Annotated in this window: 18 protein-coding genes; 9 read left to right on the forward strand and 9 right to left on the reverse strand. The window is 72.5% G+C overall.

Annotation, left to right across the window (positions count from 1 at the left end; translation table 11 throughout):
- Nucleotides 1-7 precede the first annotated feature (7 nt).
- The 3 genes from D4B81_RS15400 (at nt 8) to D4B81_RS15410 (ending at nt 2,080) form a co-directional block, all read left to right on the forward strand.
- Nucleotides 8-682, forward strand: a complete 675-nt coding sequence (locus D4B81_RS15400; protein ID WP_122263570.1) for a lysophospholipid acyltransferase family protein — start codon at nt 8-10, stop codon at nt 680-682.
- Nucleotides 683-789: 107 nt separating this feature from the next.
- Entirely contained in the window at nt 790-1,413 is a 624-nt protein-coding gene (gene recR, locus D4B81_RS15405) for a recombination mediator RecR (protein WP_122263571.1), read from the forward strand.
- Nucleotides 1,414-1,507: 94 nt separating this feature from the next.
- The gene (locus tag D4B81_RS15410; protein ID WP_122263572.1) at nt 1,508-2,080 is read left to right on the forward strand and encodes a DUF5063 domain-containing protein; all 573 of its coding nucleotides are present in this window, start codon (nt 1,508-1,510) and stop codon (nt 2,078-2,080) included.
- Nucleotide 2,081: 1 nt separating this feature from the next.
- On the opposite strand, the gene D4B81_RS15415 is transcribed toward D4B81_RS15410, so the two are convergent.
- The 7 genes from D4B81_RS15415 to D4B81_RS15445 form a co-directional block, all read right to left on the reverse strand.
- A complete protein-coding gene (locus D4B81_RS15415; RefSeq protein WP_122263573.1) occupies nt 2,082-2,435 on the reverse strand; it encodes a cation:proton antiporter in 354 nt (117 codons plus the stop codon).
- Entirely contained in the window at nt 2,435-2,695 is a 261-nt protein-coding gene (locus D4B81_RS15420) for an MrpF/PhaF family protein (RefSeq protein ID WP_122263574.1), read from the reverse strand. Before D4B81_RS15420 ends, D4B81_RS15415 begins: the two co-directional genes overlap by 1 nt.
- Nucleotides 2,692-3,054, reverse strand: coding sequence for a Na+/H+ antiporter subunit E (locus D4B81_RS15425; protein ID WP_122263575.1), 363 nt, complete (start codon nt 3,052-3,054; stop codon nt 2,692-2,694). Before D4B81_RS15425 ends, D4B81_RS15420 begins: the two co-directional genes overlap by 4 nt.
- On the reverse strand, nt 3,051-4,565 hold the full coding sequence (locus D4B81_RS15430) for a proton-conducting transporter transmembrane domain-containing protein (RefSeq protein WP_122263576.1): 1,515 nt from the start codon (nt 4,563-4,565) through the stop codon (nt 3,051-3,053). The genes D4B81_RS15425 and D4B81_RS15430 overlap by 4 nt, the downstream gene beginning before the upstream one ends.
- Entirely contained in the window at nt 4,562-4,894 is a 333-nt protein-coding gene (locus tag D4B81_RS15435) for a sodium:proton antiporter (protein ID WP_097188407.1), read from the reverse strand. The genes D4B81_RS15430 and D4B81_RS15435 overlap by 4 nt, the downstream gene beginning before the upstream one ends.
- Complete coding sequence (locus D4B81_RS15440) at nt 4,891-7,944, reverse strand: DUF4040 family protein (protein WP_122263577.1); 3,054 nt, start codon at nt 7,942-7,944, stop codon at nt 4,891-4,893. Before D4B81_RS15440 ends, D4B81_RS15435 begins: the two co-directional genes overlap by 4 nt.
- A 199-nt stretch (nt 7,945-8,143) precedes the next feature.
- Nucleotides 8,144-8,770: a superoxide dismutase gene (locus D4B81_RS15445; RefSeq protein WP_122263578.1), complete on the reverse strand. Its 627-nt coding sequence runs from the start codon at nt 8,768-8,770 to the stop codon at nt 8,144-8,146.
- Nucleotides 8,771-8,866: 96 nt separating this feature from the next.
- Here D4B81_RS15445 and D4B81_RS15450 point away from each other — a divergent pair, with 96 nt between their 5' ends.
- Nucleotides 8,867-10,660 carry an alkaline phosphatase D family protein gene (locus D4B81_RS15450; protein WP_122263579.1) on the forward strand — a complete coding sequence of 598 codons (1,794 nt, stop codon included), beginning with the start codon at nt 8,867-8,869 and terminating at the stop codon, nt 10,658-10,660.
- Between the two features lie 24 nt (nt 10,661-10,684).
- Here the strand turns inward: D4B81_RS15450 and D4B81_RS15455 are convergent, their stop codons facing one another.
- Nucleotides 10,685-11,134, reverse strand: coding sequence for an Hcp family type VI secretion system effector (locus tag D4B81_RS15455; protein WP_122263580.1), 450 nt, complete (start codon nt 11,132-11,134; stop codon nt 10,685-10,687).
- Nucleotides 11,135-11,237: 103 nt separating this feature from the next.
- A complete protein-coding gene (locus D4B81_RS15460) occupies nt 11,238-11,675 on the reverse strand; it encodes a protein-tyrosine phosphatase family protein (RefSeq protein WP_122263581.1) in 438 nt (145 codons plus the stop codon).
- 263 nt (nt 11,676-11,938) lie between these two features.
- Between D4B81_RS15460 and D4B81_RS15465 the strand changes: the two genes are divergently transcribed.
- The 5 genes from D4B81_RS15465 to D4B81_RS15485 all read left to right on the forward strand — a co-directional run bounded on the left by D4B81_RS15465 (nt 11,939) and on the right by D4B81_RS15485 (nt 20,324).
- Nucleotides 11,939-13,315 (forward strand): wax ester/triacylglycerol synthase domain-containing protein, encoded by a 1,377-nt coding sequence (locus D4B81_RS15465; protein ID WP_122263582.1) that lies wholly within the window; start codon nt 11,939-11,941, stop codon nt 13,313-13,315.
- Between the two features lie 300 nt (nt 13,316-13,615).
- Entirely contained in the window at nt 13,616-14,953 is a 1,338-nt protein-coding gene (locus tag D4B81_RS19260) for a DUF4389 domain-containing protein (RefSeq protein WP_419866251.1), read from the forward strand.
- A 143-nt stretch (nt 14,954-15,096) separates the two neighbouring features.
- The gene (locus D4B81_RS15475; protein WP_161965203.1) at nt 15,097-17,448 is read left to right on the forward strand and encodes a M28 family peptidase; all 2,352 of its coding nucleotides are present in this window, start codon (nt 15,097-15,099) and stop codon (nt 17,446-17,448) included.
- Nucleotides 17,449-17,550: 102 nt separating this feature from the next.
- A complete protein-coding gene (locus D4B81_RS15480) occupies nt 17,551-18,897 on the forward strand; it encodes a phosphotransferase family protein (RefSeq protein ID WP_122263585.1) in 1,347 nt (448 codons plus the stop codon).
- A 266-nt stretch (nt 18,898-19,163) separates the two neighbouring features.
- Complete coding sequence (locus tag D4B81_RS15485) at nt 19,164-20,324, forward strand: tyrosine-type recombinase/integrase (protein WP_122263586.1); 1,161 nt, start codon at nt 19,164-19,166, stop codon at nt 20,322-20,324.
- Nucleotides 20,325-20,328 lie beyond the last annotated feature (4 nt).

The raw sequence follows: 20,328 nt of genomic DNA on the forward strand, positions 1-20,328 counted from the left end.
GGCTCCGATGATCTACGAGCTGCTGCACCCGATCGTCACGCCCCTGGCGACGGCGATCTGGCGCCCGGACGTCGTCGGCAGGGACAACGTGCCCGCCACCGGCCCGGTGATCCTCGCCAGCAACCACCTGTCCTTCGTCGACAGCGTGGTGATCCCCCTGACCTCCCCCCGGCAGGTCGCCTTCCTGGCCAAGGCGGAGTACTTCACCGGCACCGGGGTGCGGGGCTGGATCAGCCGCGAGTGGTTCACCGGCGTCGGGTCGATCCCGGTCAACCGCGACGACGCGCGAGCCGCGCAGGAGTCCCTGGACCTGGCGCTGGCCCACCTCCGAGGCGGCGGGGCGTTCGGGATCTACCCCGAGGGCACCCGGTCCCGTGACGGGCGCCTCTACCGGGGCCGCACCGGGGTGGCCTGGCTCGCCCTGCAGGCCCGCTGCCCCATCGTGCCCGTCGGGCTGAGCGGCACCGACCAGATCCAGCCGGTCGGGGCCCGCCTGCCCCGGCGCGCCAGGGTCCGGGTGGAGTTCGGGTCGCCCATCCAGGTCGAGGGCCGCTTCGACGGCATGCCCCAGGGCCGTGCCCGCCGCGAGATCACCGACGAGGTGATGGCCGCCATCCTGACGATGACCGGTCAGGAGTGGGCGGGGGAGTACAACCAGCGGCAGCCGGACCTGCCGGCCTGAGTCCTCCGCCCGGGCGGCACCTCGGGCCGTCCCCCCGGCCCGGGTGCCCCACCCCGGCCTGCGCGCCTGTGCGGCAGACCCAGCCCGACGACATACAGTCGAGGACTGTGTATGAAGGCGTGGTCCAGGACCTGATCGACGAGCTCGGCCGACTCCCCGGGGTCGGGCCGAAGGGTGCCCAGCGCATCGCCTTCCACCTGCTCACCGCCGACCCGGAGGACATCACCCGGCTCGCCGACGCGCTGGTCCAGATCAAGGAGAAGGTCCGGTTCTGCGACACGTGCGGCAACGTCGCCGAGGCCGAGCAGTGCCGGATCTGTCTCGACCCCCGTCGCGACCCCGCGCTGATCTGCGTCGTCGAGCAGAGCCAGGACGTCGCCGCGGTCGAGCGCACACGCGAGTTCCGCGGCCGCTACCACGTGCTCGGCGGGGCCATCAACCCCATCGGCGGCGTCGGTCCCGATGACCTGCGGGTGCGCGAGCTCGTCACGCGGCTCGCCGACGGGGCGGTGACCGAGGTGATCATCGCCACCGACCCCAACCTCGAGGGTGAGGCGACCGCCACCTACCTCGCCCGGATGCTGTCCGCCTTCGAGGGCGTGCGGGTGAGCCGGCTCGCCTCGGGACTGCCCGTCGGGGGAGACCTGGAGTATGCCGACGAGGTCACCCTGGGCAGGGCGTTCGAGGGCCGGCGGCTCCTCTCCGGCGGCGCGCCCGCGACCGGGGGCTGACGAGCGCCGGGCCCCACCACCAGGGCAGCGGGCCGCCCGCGCAGGGGGGCGCCAGGCAGGACGGGCGACCGCGTCTGGGCCTAGGCTGGGCCGCATGGACGAGCAGCTCGACGACGGCTGGGACGTGCTGGCGCACGAGATGAGCCTGGAGGTTGCCGCCTACCTCGCGGCGCTGCAGGAGGTCACCTCGGGGGAGGCCCCGGACGCCGCCCTGCCCGTGCTGCTGCTCGCGGTCGGGCAGCTGTGCGGCGCGGGCGCGAGGATCGGTGCGCTGGTCGACGTCGTCCCGGAGGAGCGCTTCGAGCCGGACACGGGTTCCGAGGACGACGTGGAGGACCTGCGGGAGCGGCTGCACGCCCTCCTCGGGGGGCTCGACGTCTACTGCGACCTCGAGGACCCGGTCCTGTCCGGGGAGGTGACGAGCGGCTCGCTGTCGACCGACCTCGTCGCGATCGCCGCCGACCTCCAGCACGGCCGCGACCACTTCGAGGCCGGGCGCCCGACGGAGGCGATGTGGTGGTGGCAGTTCAGCTACCTGTCGTCGTGGGGCGAGCGGGCGGCCGCCTCCCTCCGCGTCCTGCTGACGCTCCTCGCGCACGTGCGGCTCGACGCCGACGCCGAGCAGGTCATGGAGGCCGAGATGGCGGCCCTCCACGCGCACGAGTGACTCAGGCGCCCGTCCGGGGCTCCTCCGCGAGCTCGTTGGGCCGGGTGGCGGGGTCGATCGGGGCGCCGGAGCGATAGGCCGCCCGACCCAGGTTGTTGGACGCCACCGAGGACATGATCACGAACCCGAGCACGGCGATGAGCGCCTTGACGAGGTCCACCCAGTCGAAGCCGTTGGTCGCGACGTCCTGCACCAGGGCCCCGGCGACGATGAGCGGCATACCCAGACCGGTGGCGGCCGAGAGCACGTTGATCCGCGAGAGGCCGTCGCGAGCCTTCATCATGGCGACGGCGCTGACCAGCACGAAGAGGGCGCCGGTGAGGCACAGCAGCCCGACGATCACGGTGACGACCATCAGCGCCTCCCCCTGGTCAGGATGCGGGAGAGCGCGATGGTGGCCAGGATGCCGATCATCGAGGCGATGGCGGCTACGTCGAAGGTGATGGAGGAGCCGGCCGCCAGGGCACCCATGACCACGATGCCGACGGCGCAGAAGTAGAGCAGGTCGCTCACGGCGGCCACCGAGGCGTCGTCCCTGGCGGTGTAGAGCCGGACCAGACCGAGCACGGCGGCGACGAGCAGCACCCCCACGGTCCCGGCGACGACGACGGTCATGACGCCCTCCTCTCCCAGCCGGGTCCCCGGGTCATCCCCAGCACATGGTCCTCCATGTCGCGGAGGGCGGCCCGGACCTCCTCCGGGCGGTCGGCGTAGATCGCGTGCACGTAGAGCGTGGGCGGGGTCTGGCCGGCCGCGCTGGCGATCCCGACGGTGATCGTGCCGGGGGTGATGGTGATGGAGGAGGCCATGACGCTGATCTCCAGGTCGGTGCTGCACCGCAGCGGGAGCTCCAGGATCGCCGGCTGCATGTCCACCCCGGGCAGGACCGCGTCCTGCGCGACCGCCAGGGCCCCCTTGACGATCTCCACGGCGAGCCAGACGCTGTAGCCGGCGACCCGCACCGGGTTGATCACCGCAGCACCGCCTCGACGTAGGGTCCGGTGTCGACCAGGCCCTGGGCCGCCCGGGCGACGAGGGGCATGAGCGTGCCGGCACCGAAGAACATCCCCAGCTGGACCGTCACGAGCGTCGCGCCCGGGAGCCACAGGCGCGCCGGGATGAGCACGTCCTGGGGGAGCGGCGCCAACGCCGCCCGGCCCGTCGCGGGGCTGTCCGGGCGGTAGGTCTCCATCTCCGGTCCCCAGAACACCCCGGCCCACAGCCGCTGCATCGCGACGAGGCTCAGCACCGAGACCACGAGGACCGTGCTGAGCAGGAGCCAGCCCTGCCAGGTGCCGGTGGCCGCGGCGGCGCTGATCAGCGCCACCTTGCCGAAGAACCCGGAGGAGATCGGGATGCCGATGAGGGACAGCAGGCCGAGCGCGGTGAGGATCGCCACCGCACGGTCGCGATGGATCAGCCCCGAGAGCCGTTCGTAGCGTCCGCTGCCGTAGACCTGCTCGATCGCGCCGGCCAGCAGCAGCAGGGCACCCATGGTGACGATGTGGTGGAGCATGTAGAACAGCCCGGCAGCGAGCGAGGCCGCGGTAAACAGGGTCAGGCCGACGAGGATGTGCCCCACGCCCGCGATCATCTGCCAGGCCAGCGCCCGCCGGATGATGTGCTCCCCGAAGGTGCTCCACGCGCCCACCCCCAGCGTCAGCACCACGAGGACCACGAGGACGACCGCCCACGGGGCGTGACCGTCGAAGACGGTGGCGTAGATCCGGTAGATCGCGTAGAGGGCGACCTTGGTGTGCAGCGCCGAGAAGAGGGCCATGACCCCCGCGGACGTGGCCGGGTACGTCTGCGGGAGCCACCCGTGCACGGGCACCACCGCGCCCTTGACCGACAGGGCGAGGAGGACGACGGCCGCGGCGAGCGCCAGCGGGGGGTTGTCGGCGGCGGCGTCGGAGAGCAGGGCGAGGTTGACGGTGCCGGCCACGGCATACACCAGTCCCACCCCGGTGAGGAGGAGCGCGCTGGTGACGAGGTTGACGACGACGAAGGTGCGCCCGATGCCCAGACGCCGCCAGGTGCCGGTCACCGCGATGAGCGCGTAGGACGGCAGGAGCATGACCTCGACCATGACGAAGAGGTTGAAGAGGTCACCGGTGAGGAAGGCGCCGTTCACGCCACCGTGCAGCATCAGGAGCAGCGCGGGCAGGAACCGGTAGCGGTCCTCGCCCGTGACACAGAGGAACCAGGCCGCGACGAGGGTGGCCAGGGAGGTGACCGCCAGCATCAGCGCGGCCAGGGTGTCCGAGACGAAGGGGATGGCCACGCCCGGCGCGAAGGCGCCGACCTGGTGCGCGAGCACGGGGACGCTGCGGTGCTCCAGCAGCAGCAGGACCGCCATCACCAGGGTGCCCGCCGGCACGGCGAGCACGACCACCCGCTGCACGCCCCGGCTGCGGACGATGACGAGCAGCCCGGCGGCCAGGAGCGGCACGGCGAGCAGCAGGGGGAGGAGGGCGGGGTTCACGTGGCCCGCTCCTCACCCGTCGCCGGCATCCGCTTGGTGTCGTCGTTGTGGCCGATGACGGCCAGGGCGAGCATGAGGACGGTGACGGCGAAGGCGATGACGATGGCCGTCAGCACGAAGGCGTGCGGCAGCGGGTCGGTCGCCAGCGCGGGATCGACGCGGTCCGGGAGCGGCTCGCCCCGCCAGGCGCTGACGCCGGCGAGCAGCAGCATGAGGTTGGCGGCGTGGCTGATGAGGGCCAGGCCGAAGATGATGCGCACCATGCCGCGCTGCAGCAGGAGGTAGACGCCGCCGGTGACGAGCACCGCGATCGAGAGGGGGATGATCACCGGTCCCTCCCGTCGCCGAGGTTGCCCGGGCGCACGCCGTGGGCCAGGTATGTCGTGCCACGCCCCACCCGCCCCTTGCCCCGGGGGTCAGGCCCGTCCGGCACGCCGGCGGCGTGGGCCGCCGCCAGCGCCAGCGCGCGGTCGGCCAGCTCCCGCGGGGTCTCGCCGCGCGTGGCGTCCATCGGGCCGGAGAGCTCCCCCTCGACGGACTCGTCGGCGCGCTCCCGGGTGCCCTCACGCCCACCGGTGGCCCCCAGCAGGTTGAACGCCTCCATGACCAGTCCCAGCACCGCGGCGTAGACGCCGAGGTCGAAGAGGAGGGCCGAGGTCAGGTAGGTCCACCCGACGTCGCGGCTCACCGGCGCCAGGAAGGACCCCTCCACCACCAGCCCGCCGAGCCCGGTGAGGATGGCCAGGGCGACGCCGCTGCCGATGAGGATCATCGGGGCCCGGGCGGGGCCGACCTGCTGGTCCCTGGCGGAGGCGAGGTAGAAGAGCGCCACGATGGCCGACCCCACGAGGGCGGCGATGAAGCCGCCGCCGGGGGAGTTGTGCCCTCGCCAGAAGAGGATGAAGGAGATGAGCACGAGCAGGGGTGCCGTGACCCGGACGAGGAGCTGCATCGGGACCGCGTTGCCCCACGCCTCGTGGACGGCGCGCTCGGCGGCGGTCCCGGGGCCGCGCAGCGGGATCTGCGGGTCCTCGACGAAGCTCCGGTCGGAGGCCGGGGGCGGGTCCAGGTAGCGGTCGCGCACCGTGGACAGGACGGCCACCATCGCCGCCCCGGCCATGCCGAGGACGGTGAGCTCGCCGAGGGTGTCGAGGGCGCGGAACTCCACGAGGATGGTGTTGACGACGTTGTAGCCGTGGGTGATCTCCGGCCCCTGGGTCAGGTAGTACTCCGCGATCTCGGAGCGCTCCCGCCGTCCGGTGAGCACGAACGCCCCCAGGCCGGCCGCCGCTCCGGCGCTGACGGCCAGGGCGAGCGCCGTGCGCTGGCCCCACCGTGGCGACCGGCCGAAGCGCAGCGGCAGCTTCTGCAGGACGAGCATGATCATGAGCACGGTGAGCGCCTCGACGAGCAGCTGGGTCAGGCCGACGTCCGGGCCGCCGAGGGCGAAGATCTGGACCGTGATGCCGATGCCCACCGCCGAGAGGCTGACGACGGCCGCGAGCCGGGACTGGGAGATGCACACCCCGGCCACGCCCAGCAGGATGACGACGAGGGCGACGCCGTCGCTCCAGCGGTCCAGGCCGGGGTGCTGGTCGGCGACGCGTCCGGTGAGCAGCAGCCCGAGCGAGCCGCCGCCCAGCACGAGGGCCAGGAGGACGACGACCGGCGCCACGTGCCGTGTGGGGCTGTCGGCGCGCACGAGGAGCGCGAGCTGCATACCCGCCCTCGCCACCGGCGCGGTGAGCGCCTCGATGACGGCGGCGCCGTCCGGCCCGGGCGTGCGTGGCTCGAGGGCCGGGAGCAGCCGGCGCCGGGCCAGGATGACCGCCACCCCGGCCGCGATGATGAGCATGCTGGCGACCAGCTCGACGTTGACGCCGTGCCACAGCGCCAGGTGGGTCTCGGGCTCGACGTCCGGACGCGCCGCGGCCAGGGCCCGGTCGAGCGGGACGTCGAGGACGCCCACCACCAGTGCCAGCGGGACGCCGGCGAGGATGGGCAAGGCGGCGAAGATGCCCATCGCCGGCGGCGTGGCGTGCAGCGGTGCGTCCTCGGGCCAGCGGTCCTGGCCCCGCCCGTCCACGAACCCGTGGAAGACGATCTTGGCCGAGTAGGAGAAGGTCAGCACGGAGGCGAGCACGGCCCCCACGAAGGCCGCCCACCCCGTCCAGGCCGGGCCGGGGGTCTCGAGCAGCCCGGTGAGGATGCTCTCCTTGGAGACGAACCCGAGCAGCGGCGGGACGCCCGCCATGGACGCGCAGCCGAGGACCGTGGTCCAGAAGGCGAGGGGCATCGCGCGCCGCAGCTCGGGCAGCCGCCGCACGTCACGGGTCCCGGTCGCGTGGTCGACCACCCCGACCATCATGAACAGGCCCGACTTGAAGAGCGCGTGGGCGATGACGTGCAGGACCGCAGCGGTGATGGCGTACTCGGTGCCGACGCCGATCGCCGCGACGATCAGACCCAGCTGGCTCACGGTGGAGTAGGCCATGAGCTTCTTCAGGTCGGTCTTGCGCAGCGCGAACCAGCCGCCCAGGGCGCAGGTGAACAGGCCGACCGTGACCAGCGCGACGTTCCAGGCGGGCACGTCGTGGAACAGCGGGGAGAAGCGCAGCAGCAGGAAGATGCCCGCCTTGACGACCGCGGCGGCGTGCAGGTAGGCGCTCACCGGGGTGGCGGCGGCCATCGCGTCCGGCAGCCAGACGTGGAACGGGAACTGGGCGGACTTGGTGAACGCGGAGAGCAGGACGAGGACGGCCACGCCGGTCGTCAGGCCCGGCCGCTCGTCCCAGACCGGGTGCGCCATCGCCTCCTGCAGGCCGGTGGTCCCGGTGGCGGCGACCATGATGCCGACCGCGGCCAGCAGCGTCAGCCCGCCCAGGAAGGTGATGAGGAGCGTGCGCATCGACGCGCCCTCGCCGGAGAAGCCGCTCCGGGCGATGAGGAGGAAGCTGGCCAGGGAGGTCAGCTCCCAGCACAGGAAGAGCAGGATGAGGTCGTCGGCCAGGACCAGCCCGACCATGGAGACGGTGAAGACGGCCAGGTAGAGGTAGAAGGTCAGGTTGCGCCCCGGCTTGAGGTAGGCGGTGCTGTAGGCGAGGACCACGGCGCCGATGACCAGCGCGATCATCACGAAGACCAGCCCGATGCCGTCTGCGCGCAGCGACAGGTCCAGCCCGAGCTCGGCGACCCAGGGCCGGCTCCAGGTGACGACCTCGCCGCCCATCACCGCGGTCGCGGCCGGCCAGAAGGCGCCGACGGCGGCGAGGTAGATCACGGCCAGCGGCCAGCCGGCGTTCCGCCCCAGGACTCGGGTGAGCGGGAAGCTGGCCAGCACGGCGAGGACGCACACGACGAGCGTCCACACCAACGTCATGGGGCGCCGTCTCCGGGCGCGGCGCTCCCGCCGGGGCAGCTGCGGGAGCGTCGATGCATGCGCTGCAGGCTATCAAGGGGCGGACCCGCCCACGCACCCTGCCTCGTGCCGGTCGGGCCCGGCCCGGGGACGACGACGGAGCGGGGCGAGGAGGTCCTCGCCCCGCTCCGCGGGTGCTGCTGGTATGCCGTCGTGGGGCTCAGGCGGGGACGATCAGCCCCGAGGTGCTCTGCCGCGCGGCCGTCAGCCGGCTGGCGACGTCGGCCCAGTTGACGACGTTCCACCAGGCGGAGACGTAGTCGGCCTTGACGTTCCTGTACTGCAGGTAGAAGGCGTGCTCCCACATGTCGAGCATGAGCAGCGGCGTCTGGCCGATCGGGACGTTGCCCTGCTGGTCCCACAGCTGGAAGATGAGCGGCTGCTGACCGATGGAGTCCCAGGACAGCACGGCCCAGCCGGAGCCCTGGATGGTGGTGCCGGCGGCCTCGAACTGGCCCTTGAAGCCCTCGAAGGAGCCGAAGTGCTCCTGGATCATGGCCGCCACCTCGCCGTCGGGGCGGTCGCCGCCGTCGGGGGACATGTTGTTCCAGAAGACCGAGTGGTTGGTGTGGCCGCCGAGGTTGAACGCGAGGTTCTTCTCCAGCATCGGCACGGTGGCGAAGTCGCCGGACTCGCGGGCGCCGGCGAGCTTCTCGAGCGCCGTGTTGGCGCCGTCCACGTAGGCCTTGTGGTGCTTGCTGTGGTGCAGCTCCATGATCTCGCCGCTGATGTGCGGCTCGAGCGCGGCGTAGTCGTAGGGGAGGTCGGGAAGGGTGTAGGTGCTCACGGCAAGGCTCTCCTCGGGGTAGCGGATCGCGGGCTCCTCGCACTATAGACGCGGCCCGGGAGGGTCGCCCGGCGAGGGCCGGGGCACACTGGGTCCATGCCCGGTGACCTCGTGCTCGGCCCGCTGCTCCGGCACGTCGACGGCTCCTCCGCAGCCGTGTGGGTGCAGACGTCCCGGGCGGCCGAGGTGTCGGTCCGCCTCGACGACGACGAGGACGGCGAGCGGGTATGGCGTGCGCGCACCTTCGGGGTGCACGGTCACCACTACGCGCTGGTCGAGGTGGACGGGCTGCGCCCGGGTGAGCGGACGGCATACCAGGTGCTCGTGGACGACGAGGTCGCCTGGCCGTCCGGAGATGAGGGGTTTCCGCCGAGCACGGTGCGGGCGACGCCGGAGGAGGGTCCGGTGCGGCTGGCGTTCGGGTCCTGCCGGACGAGCGTGCCGCACGACGCGGTGCACCACGTCAGCCACGGGGTGGATGCGCTCCGCGCCTACGCCCTGGCCGTCCGCGACGGCGAGAAGGGGCCGCTGGGGACCGAGCCCGACCTGCTCCTGCTCCTCGGGGACCAGGTGTACGCCGACTCCACGACCCCGGCGATGCAGGACTTCATCGCCGCGCGGCGCGACCTCGATCAGGATCCGGGACCCGAGCTGGCGGACTACGACGAGTACGCCGAGCTCTACCGCCTGGCGTGGGGCGACCCGGCGTTGCGCTGGCTGTTCTCCTGGCTGCCGTCACTGATGATCTTCGACGACCACGACGTGCGCGACGACTGGAACACGTCGGTGCGGTGGCGCGAGGAGATGGAGGCCACCTCGTGGTGGCACGGGCGGATCGTCGCGGGGCTCGGGTCCTACTGGGTCTACCAGCACCTGGGCAACCTGTCCCGGCGGGAGCGGGCCGCGGACCCGCTGTGGGTGGAGCTGCTGCGGCGGCAGGAGGCGAGCCCCGACGAGGAGGCCGACCTGACGGAGGCGGTCGACGCGTTCGCCGAGCGCGCCGACCGCGAGCCGACGAGCTACCGGTGGAGCTACACCCACCCGCTCGGCCGCTCTCACCTGGTCGTCGTCGACTCCCGCGCCGCGCGCCAGCTCGAGCCGGGGGACCGCTCGATGCTCGACCACGAGGAGATGCGGTGGCTGGACGACCAGCTCACCGGCGGCCACGAGCATCTCCTCGTGGCCACCTCGCTGCCGTTCCTCCTGCCCCGTGGCCTGCACCACCTCGAGGCGTGGGACGAGGCGGTCTCCGAAGGGGGTTGGGGGCGGCGGTTGGTGGGTGTGGGCGAATGGCTGCGGCAGGAGCTGGACCTCGAGCACTGGGGGGCGTTCTCGCGGTCCTTCGACCGGGTCACCCGGATGGTCGACGAGGTGGCGGACGGGGAGCGGGGACCCGCGCCGTCCTCCGTCCTCTTCCTGTCCGGTGACGTCCACCACTCCTACGTCACGGAGGTGGAGCGGACGACCGGGTCTCGGGTGCTGCAGCTCGTGTGCTCGCCGATCCGCAACCCGCTGCCGCGTGTCATGCGCGCGGTCGTGGCCGGGATGTCGCACGCCGCCAGGCCGCTGGGAACCCTCCTCGCGAGCTCGGCGCAGGTGCCCGACCCGCGGTGGCGCTGGCACGGCGTCGCCGGCCCCTGGTTCGACAACAACCTCGCGCTGCTGGAGATCGACGGGGAGGACCTGCGCGCCGCGTGGGTCGGCGGTCGCATCCTGGGTGGGGAGCACGACCGCCCCCGGCTGACGACCGTGGCCGACCTGTCGCTGGACGTCCCGCCGGTGGGGTCCGAGCACCGCCCGGCCCTGGCGCACGTCCACCCGGGCGTGGTCGGCGGGCTCAGGGGGCGGGTCCGTCGGCTGCGCGAGCGGGTCGCCGACCGCGGGCGCTGAGCGAGTGCTCGGGAGGCGTCCTGCTCAGCGGATGTCGCGCACCTCGAGCTCGACCTCGTGCTGGCCGTCGTAGACGAAGCTGATGCTGCGGTAGGCGAGGCCGACCTGCTCCGCCAGCATGTCGTCGCGGTCCGGAGCCGGTGCGAGGTCGTACCTGACCACCACCACGTCCGTCAGCGTCACGACGAGGTAGTCGCTGGTCTCGCCCTCGACCGTGCGGCGCACCGACAGGACCACCTCGCGCAGGCGCCGGTTGGCCACGAGCGCCTCCTTTAGAGGCGGGGAGGAGCGGTCGTAGTACTTCGAGACCGAGACCATGTCGAAGGAGACCCTGCCCCTGCGCGCCGAGCCGCCCGCCTCGTAGTGCGCCTCCAGGCCGAACGTGACGCCGTGGATCTCGATCTCGTCCTCGTGACCCTCCCGCCGGCTCTCGCCCGGGATGTCGGGAATCTTGAGGAACCCGTCGATCGTCATGGTGACCCCTGTCCGGTGCGTGGGTGCTGACGCCAGACTACGCCCGGCCGAGCCCGACGATCTTCTCGAGGACGAGAAGCGTCCGGGCTGCACTCAGCCGGTGTCACTCTGGTATGTCGCGCGCCTGCCGGGTCCGGCGCGCCAGCCAGCGGCGCTGCCACGGGGTCTCGACCGCCCGGTGGTGGTACCGGTTCCGCACGAGGGTGACAGCGCTGTCGACGTCGAGCCCCTCGAGGACAGCCAACGCAGCGAGCGCGGTCCCGGTCCGCCCCCGTCCTCCGCGGCAGGCGATCTCGACCCGTTCGCACTCACTTCGTCGCCACGCCTCGCCGAGGGCGTCCCAGGCTCCGGCCTCGTCCAGAGGGAGCCCGAAGTCGGGCCAGCAGACCCAGCGGTGGGGCCACGGAGGACCCGGGTCGCGGACACCCAGGTACAGTCCCCACTCCGGATCTGGCGGGAGCGCCACCGAGAGCCTGCGACCCCGGATCCGCCGACCGCTCGGCAGCTCGAGCACACCCGGAGACTCCCGCTCCCATCTCACGCACCCCAGTCTGGCGGCTGCCTGCAGGGCCGCGCACGACCGGCCCTGCCGCGCCACGGCGTGGTGAGGCCCGGGAACGCGTGCGCTTCAGGAACGAGCTGGGCCGCACCGCGCGCGGGGGGACCCAAGGTCTTCGGGGTGTGACCGCGTCGAACCGGCACTGTTCCGACGGGTGCACCGAGCCGCGAACGACGATGATGACCGGTGTGCCCCAGCTTCTCGACCTCACCACCTGCCGCGACCTCACAGACGTGATCTGAGCGGTGGTTGCCTCCGCCTCGCCCCGGCCGGTCGAGCGTCTCAGCGCCAACGACCTCACCGTCCTGGCCACGGACCGAGGCTCGGTTCCGATGAACATCGCCGCCGCCCTGGTGCTCGACCAGGGGGACGACCTGAGCCAGGCCGAGCTGGGGCGGTTGCTCGAGCTGCGCCTGCCCGCCGTCCCACGACTTCGTCAGCGCCTCGCCGCCACGCCGGTGGGATGCGGGCGCCCGGTGTGGGTGGATGACGCGTCCTTCAGCGTTGAGCGACATCTGTCCGGGGGCACCGTCTCGACCGACACGGAGCTGCTCGGAGTCGTCGCGGACCTGGTGACCACCCGGCTGGACCCGCGTCTGCCTTTGTGGCGCGCATTCCTGGCACGGGACCTGCCGGGGCACCGCTCCGCTCTGGTGCTCGTGCTGCACCATGTCCTGGCCGACGGGCTGGGCGGGCTGGCCGTGCTGGCCGCCCTGGCCGACGGGGCCGCAGAGACGGCGCGGCCACTCCCTCTGCCGGACCCAGGCGCCTTCCCGCGCGCCGCTCCGGATGTGCGAGATCTGGCCCTGGACACGGTCCGAGCCCACCTTGTCGAGCTGCGCGGGCTGCCCGCGGCACTGGCGCGCGGAGTGCGTGGTCTGCAGGAGCTGGGGCTGGGGCACCGGCCCCGCCTGGCGGTGCGGACGTCGCTGAACCAACCGTCCGGTGGCCGGCGCAGGCTCTCGGTGGCCGCTGTCCCCCTGGCCGACGTCGCAGCGGCGGCGCACCGCGCCGGGGGCACGGTCAACGACGTCGTGCTCACCGCGGTCGTCGGCGCGCTGAGGGACACCCTTGCCGCGCGCGGTGAGCACCCGGAGCAGATGGTGGTGTCCGTGCCGGTGGCGGCCCGGACGAGGGGCGACGCGGCGCGCCTGGGCAACGAGGTGGGCGTCCGCCCGGTGGCCGTGCCGACGTTGCCGCATCATCACGAGCGTCTGGCTGCCGTCGTGCGTCTGACTCGCGCCGCACGTACCACCACCCGGGCCGCCTCGGCGGCGCCGCTGGGCCTGGCCTTCCGCGCGCTGGCCCGGGCCAAGGTCTTCCAGGTCTTCATCGAGCGGCAACGTCTCGTGCACACCTTCGAGACCAACCTCCGCGGGCCTTCGGACCCCCTGTTCCTGGGCGGGCACCGGATCACCCAGATCATCCCGGCCGCGGTGAGTCCTGGCAACGTCGGGGTGTCGTTCACGGTGCTGTCCTACGCCGGGGAGCTCGCCGTGACAGTCGTCGCGGATCCCGAGATCCTCCCTGAGCAGGACCGGCTCACCGACTCACTCGCGTCGGCTCTGGACACCCTGGCCCCCGGGCCTGGCGAGTGGTCGCCCCACCCCCACCGGACGTGACGGGCGGCGACCAGGCCGGGGCACCGTTCCAGCAGGACCCTGACGCCCACCCGGCTCGCTGTCCCCGAGCTCGCACGGCCCCGCGGCTGTGACGATCCTCACGGGCCAGAGGGCCACGCGACCGGATGTGGACGTGGTGCAGCCCCGGACCAATTGCTACAGTTTGTAGTAGTGAGAAGGTGATGTGCGATGACTGTCGTCCTCGCTGCGGGAACCGTTCCCGCCTACCCCGTCCACCTCACGGCCGCACCCCGCCCGGATGGCCCCTCCCGCGGACTGTGGCTGGTCAAATGGATCCTGGTGATCCCCCACGCAATCGTGCTGGCACTGCTGTGGGCGGCGTTCCTCGTCCTCAGCGTGGTCGCCTTCGTCGCGATCCTGGTCACCGAGCGGTACCCCCGAGCGATCTTCGACTTCAACGTGGGGGTGCTGCGATGGAGCTGGCGGGTGGCCTACTACTCCTACGGGGCGCTGGGGACCGACCGTTACCCTCCCTTCACCCTCGACGACGTCCCGGACTACCCCGCCCGTCTCGACGTCGACCACCCCGAGCACCTCTCGCGCGGCCTCGTCCTGGTCAAGTGGTGGCTGCTGGCCCTTCCGCACTACCTGATCGTCGCCGTGCTGACCAGCAACGGGCTGCGCTGGGTCGACCAGAGCGTCCCGGTCGGCTGGACGTGGGAGACCACGGGGGGTGGACAGTGGCTCTGGCAGGGCGGCGGCCTGATCGCGCTCCTCGCGCTGGTGGCCGGGCTGTCGCTGCTCTTCACGGGCCGCTACCCGCAGGGGTTGTACGACCTGTTGATCGGGCTGAACCGCTGGGTGCTGCGCGTGGGCGCCTACGCCGGACTGATGACCGACACCTACCCGCCGTTCCGTCTGGACCAGGGTGGGGGCGAGGAACTGCGCGACTCGCCCTACGGTGACGTGCCTGCACCGGAGGACCTCCTCGGTCGCCCGTCGGGACGTCCGGTCTACGGGCAGAGGGCCGCAGGGTGGTCGACGGGCGCGGTCGTGACCGTGGTCGCCGGTTCGCTTGCCGTGCTGCTGGGCCTGGGCCTGATGGGCGGTGGCGCCGCGCTGATGGGCGCGCGCCAGGACGGCTGGGTGACCAGCCCCACCCGCACCGTGCAGACCGAGGGGTATGCCGTGACGACCCGGGCGTTGGTGCTCGAGGGGGCCGGTCTCGACGAGGGCCTCGGGCAGATCCGGGTGCGCGCCGAGGACGACGCCGGAGGCGACATCTTCGTCGGGATCGCCAGGGCTGCCGACGCCGCGAGCTACCTCGCCGGTGTGGAGCACTCGGTCGTCACCGGACCCCTCGCGGTGAACCTGCAGGACGTCCGCGGCGACGCGCCGGCCACGCCACCGGAGCAGGCTGGCGTGTGGCTCGACAGTTCCACCGGACCCGGCCTCCAGTCGGTCGCGGTCACGGCACAGGCGGGCTCCTGGGTCGTCGTGGCCATGCCGGCCGACGGGACCGCAGGACTGCGCGCCCACGTCGACGTGGCTGCAACCCTGCCCTGGCTGACCCCTGCCGGTGGCGTGCTGCTGGTCCTGGGCGTGGTACTCCTCCTCGGCGGCGCCGCAGCCCTCGCCCTGGCCGTCCGCTCCGCGACGGTCCCCGGCTGGAGATGACCCCGGCTCGGTCGCGGGTCCCAGCGGCAGGTCGAGCTGAACCAGTGGCTGATGGCCGACGAGCCGGTCGGTGCACGATGAGCCAGGTCAGCACCCGGCCCCCGGCCTCACCCCTCGGTGAAGGCCCACCTCCTGGCGCCAGCGTGCGACCCAGGCCGGCAGCGGCCGGGGCCCTCCTCGCCGCGGCGCTGCTGGTGATGGCTGCGTATGCCGGGGTCGCACCTCTCCTGTCGCCCCCCGCACCGTCGCAGGAGGTCGTCGCCGACTTCTCCCTCGAGCGTGCCCGCGAGGACCTCGCCGCTGTGGCGTCCGTCCCGCACCCCATGGGCAGCGCCGAGCAGAGCCTGGTGGAGGAGTACCTCCTTCAGGAGCTGACGGCGATGGGGCTGGAGCCGCAGGTGGACGAACAGACGGTCACCATGGCCCCGGACCCACCACGGTCCGTGTGGACCGGCACGGTCAGGAACATCGTCACGCGCGTCGAGGGCACCGACCCGGACGCCGACCAGGCGGTCCTGCTGGCCGCGCACTACGACTCCGTCCCTGCCTCCCCCGGTGCGGGTGACAACGGAGCCGGTGTGGTCAGCGTCCTCGCAGCGATGCGCACCCTGACGTCGGGCCCACCGCCCCGGCACGACGTCGTCGCAGCCTTCGTCGACGGCGAGGAGCACGAGATGCTCGGTGCGCTGGCGCTGGTCGAGACGGCCCCGTGGATGCTGGCCGTGCAGGTGGCCGTGAACACCGAGGGCATCGGCAACGCCGGCCGGGTCATCCCGGCCCTGACCAGCCCGGACAACGGCTGGGCCCTGAGCCAGTACCTCGAGGCGGCGCCCTCACCGGTGGTGTACACCGCGTTCGGTGCGCCGTTGAACGCCACCGGCCAGGGCGCCGACCTGGGTCGTTACCAGGAGGTCGTACCCGCCGGGCTGGAGCTGGTCGTCGTCGGTGGCCTGCCCGCCTACCACGCAGGCACGGACACCGCAGCCGCCATGCACGACGGCACGCTCGCCGAGTACGGCAGCACGGTGGTGCGACTCGCCCAGCAGCTGGCGGCCGCAGACCTGGAGTCTGTCCGCTCCCCGGACCTCGTCGCCTTCACCCTCGTCACCGACGTCACGGTGTCCTATCCCTCGTCCTGGTCCCTCCCCCTGGCCGTCGCCGCGCTTCTCGCCGTGGGAGGGGTGGTCGTGTTCGCCGCACGACACCGTCGTGTCAGGCTGCTGCGCGTGGTCCTGTCCTGGCTGGGTCTGGGACTCTCTGGTCTCATCGGGGCCATGGCCGCGACCGGGCTGTGGCTCGCCGCCCGCCTCGTCGACCCCCGCCTGTCCGACGCCCTCAACGGCGGCGTCTACGTGCGTACCCCCTACGTCCTGGCCGCTGTCGCGGCGGGCGCCGCCGGGATGCTGCTCGTGCTGTGGCAGCTGCGGCGTCGCTGTGACGCGCTCGAGGTGGTGGCCGGGGCGTTGGTCGGCTGGAGCATGGTGGCTGTCTCCCTCGCCATACTCCTGCCCGACGCCGCGTATGCCGCGACCTGGCCCCTCCTGGCGGCCACCGCAGGGTTCGCTGTCCTCGCCGCCCGCGAACGTTCGCCGCGGACGACCCTCCTCACCACGACCCTCGCCACGTTGCCGGCCGTGCTGCTCGTCAGTCCTCTTGCCGCGCTGTACTTCATGCTGGCCGCCCGGTTCGAGCTGATGCTCCCCGTGGCCACACCCCTGCCGATGATGTGGGTCGGGCTGGGCCTGACGCTGGCCCTGCCGCTGCTCCTGGCATCCAGCCCCCGGCTCGGGTGGCGACCCGCGGCGGCGACCGGTGCCCTCGCCCTCGCCCTCGCCGCCGTCGGGGTCGCGATGAGCGCCACGAGCACAGGTCCACGACCGGACCTGCTGGTCTACCACGCCGACGCCGACGCCGGAACCGCCCGCTGGATCGCCCTGCCTCCCGAGCCTGACGCCTACACCGGCCAGGTCGTCCACGGTGGACGGACGCCCACGCAGGTCGAGGCGTCCCCCTTCCACGAGGCGGGTGTGACCGTCGGGGGCAGCGCGGTGCCGGCGCCGACGATCCAGGCCGAGCCGCTGGCCTCGCCACGCGTGAGGACCGTCTCCGACGTCACCATCAGTGCAGGGCGGGACCTCTCGGTCGAGATCACCCCGACTGCCGGCGCCTACGCCCTGACCGTCGACGTGCGCAGCGAGCAGGGCATACGGGGCATCGCGGTCAACGGGAAGACAGTGCCCGAGGCCGTCGACGGTGCGCCTCACTCCGTGCGGGTGGCGGCCTTCAGCCCGACCGGGACCATCCCCGTCGCGGTGAGTGTGCCGGCCGGCGCCGACGTCGAGATGGCGATGGGCTCGTACACCCTCGGTCTGGAGGGGTCGCCGGCTCCGGACCTCCGCCCGAGGCCCCCGACGCTGACCACCGGCGTCCATGAGATCGCTGACAGCGTCCTCGTCACGACGGTCACCCGGTTCCCCGACGGGGGCGACAGGTGAGGCTGCAGCTGCTGATGAGGTCGGTCGACTGACAACGGCGTCCCAGCAGGGGCGGCAGGATGCTCGTGAGACCGCCTCGCCGACCCGTGCCAGGATGACGCCGTGCAACCCCGTGTCGTGCGGCTGGCGGTGCCCGGGGCGGACCCGGGCTCGGCGTACGTCGCTGCTGACGGCCGGTTGCCCCGGCTGACGTTCGACGTCGCTGACGACGAGACCACGGTCGGCACCCTGCAGCGAACCGTGCTGCCGGGCGTCGGCGTGAGCGGGCCGGTGCTCGACTGCTTCCTCGCCGTGCCGGACGACTGGACGCCCGCGAGCGTCGTGCCGGGCTTCGTCGAGGCTGAACCGCAACGAGCCGGTTGGTCACCACCATCCGGCTGGCGTGACGCACCGGTCGATGAGGTTAGGTTCGATGGGCCCGAGGCGCTTCGAGCCCGGTTCGATCAGTGGCGCGCCGAGCGGGCGGGGGCGGCTGCCGATCCGCTCGCCCCTCCGTGGTCACGCTCGGGCTGGCACGCGCGCGTCACGGACTGGGTCGACGCCGCCCTCGCCGACGCGGGCCGGACGCGAGTCGACGACGTCGAGCAGGTGCGCGCGTGGGGCATCTCGGCGGTGCTCCGGACGAGCGGTGACGACGGCCGCCCCTACTGGTTCAAGGCGGTCTGTGAGCACTTCCGGACTGAGGTGCCGATCACCACGGCGCTGCACGTGTCGGCACCCGGTCTCGTCCCGCCCGTCCTCGCCGCTGACGACGCGAACGGCTGGCTCCTGCTGGGCGACGTCACCGGCGACCAGGCGGGTCCCGCGGTCACCGGGGAGGCGGCGAGCCACCCGTCCGCCTTTGCCGCGCTGCGGGAGCTGCAGCGAGCCGCCGCAGACCGCCGCGGCGAACTGCTCGAGTCCGGTGTGGTCTCCCGCCCCCTCGCTACGCTGGCCGACCAGCTCGCCGACGCGCTCGGCGACGCTGACCTGCGGCACTGGCACGGTGCCTCGCCCGAGCGAGCGGGCACGCTGGTCGGGTGGGTCGTGGAGCAGGTCGACCGCCTCGCCGCGCTCGGGCTGCCCGACGTGCTCGTGCACGGTGACTTCCATCCCGGCAACGTCGCTGAGCTGGCGGACGGCCGGCGGGTGGTGTTCGACTGGTCGGACGCGGCGATCGCACCACCATTCATCGACGTGGTCACGTGGCTGAGCTGGCTCGACGACGCCGACGAGCCGGCCCACGAGCAGGTGTGGCGCAGCTTCGCCGACCAGTGGACAGACGTGCTCGGCGTCGACGAGTGGCTCGCCTTGCGACCCGTGCTCGACGGGGTCGCCGGCGCGTATCACACGGTGAGCTACGTCGGTATCGTGCGCAACCTCGATGTGCTGCGCCGACCCGAGCACGGCGACGGCGTCCGCCACTTCTTCACGTTGCTCGACCGCGCCGTGCCGAGCACGACGGCGTGACGCCCTCGCTGGGAGGCCGTCCGGAGAGGACCTGTTCCCAGAAAAGGCCGTCGACCCGCGTCTCCGCAGGCCACCGGCCTCATGTGCCATGGTCGGGGTGACAGGATTTGAAATAGACACTAGGGCATTTTCGGGCGCTTGTGCCGATCAGCGGATATGCTGTCTGACCTGCACGAAGGTCACACTGTTACCTTGGGCAGGAGTGGTCACGAGAGGGCAGAAGTGGTCACATCTCCAGGCACGTTCATGGCACGAAAGGCGGCGGCATGGCACGCGATCGACGGTTCGGCTCGGTGCGCCGTCTGCCGTCGGGGAAGTGGCAGGCCCGCTACACGTGGGAGGCGCTGGAGCACAAGGCGCCGCGTACGTTCGCGAGCAGGGACGCGGCGGAGGCTTGGCTGCGGACCAAGCGCACGGAGCTGGACACCGGGTGGATCCTCACCCGGGAGAGGCGACGCCGGTCGGTGACCTTCAGCGAGTACGCGCAGGGGTGGCTGGAGGAACGGCAGGACCTCAAGCCGCGGACCAGGGTGCTCTACGCCGGCCAGCTCGACCGTTACCTCCTTCCCGCCTTCGGCCAGCTCACCGTGAACGCGATCACCACCGACACGGTGCGGGAATGGTGGCGCCGGATGGACCCGGACAAGGCCACGGCCCGTGCCCACGCCTACGCTCTGCTGCGCACCATCCTGGAGGCAGCCCGCAAGGACGACCCGCCGCTGATCGACGTCAACCCCTGCCGGCTGCGCGAGGCGGGCTCGCCGCCACGCCGCCGCCACCGCATCCAGCCGGCGACGCCGGCGGAGCTGGCGACGATCGTGGAGAACATGCCGCCCCAGCTGCGGGCAGCCGTGCTCCTGTCCGCCTGGGGTGGGCTCCGCTGGGGTGAGGTGGCGGAGCTGCGACGCAAGGACCTGTCCGGCAACGTCGTCCATGTGACCCGCGCCGTGGTGCGCCTGCCTGGTGAGGATCCCGAGACGGTGGCGGCGCGTCGTCGACCACGGTTCGTCGTGGGTGACCCCAAGAGCGAGGCCGGCATCCGCACCGTCACGCTGCCGTCCGCGATCATGCCCGCCATCCAGGCGCACCTGGACGCGATGGAGGACAAGCGACCGGACGCGCTCCTGTTCCATGCCAAGAGCAACCCGGCCCAGCACCTGGCCGTGTCCACCCTCAACAAGGCATGGCACCCCGCACGGGCAGCGGCCGGGCGTCCGGACCTGCGCTGGCATGACCTACGACACACGGGAGCGGTGTTCGCGGCGCAGGCGGGAGCGACGCTGGCTGAGCTCATGGCTCGGCTCGGCCACTCGACGCACAAGGCGGCCCTGCGCTACCAGCACGCCGCGGCGGACAGGGACGCCAGGATCGCGGAGGCGCTCTCGGCGATGGTCGAGGCCGGTTCGCCGCGTCGCGGCGGACTGTGAACGT

Origin of the sequence: Ornithinimicrobium cerasi (genome assembly GCF_003702705.1) — a bacterium.
In the GTDB taxonomy this organism is placed as follows: Bacteria; Actinomycetota; Actinomycetes; order Actinomycetales; family Dermatophilaceae; genus Ornithinicoccus; species Ornithinicoccus cerasi.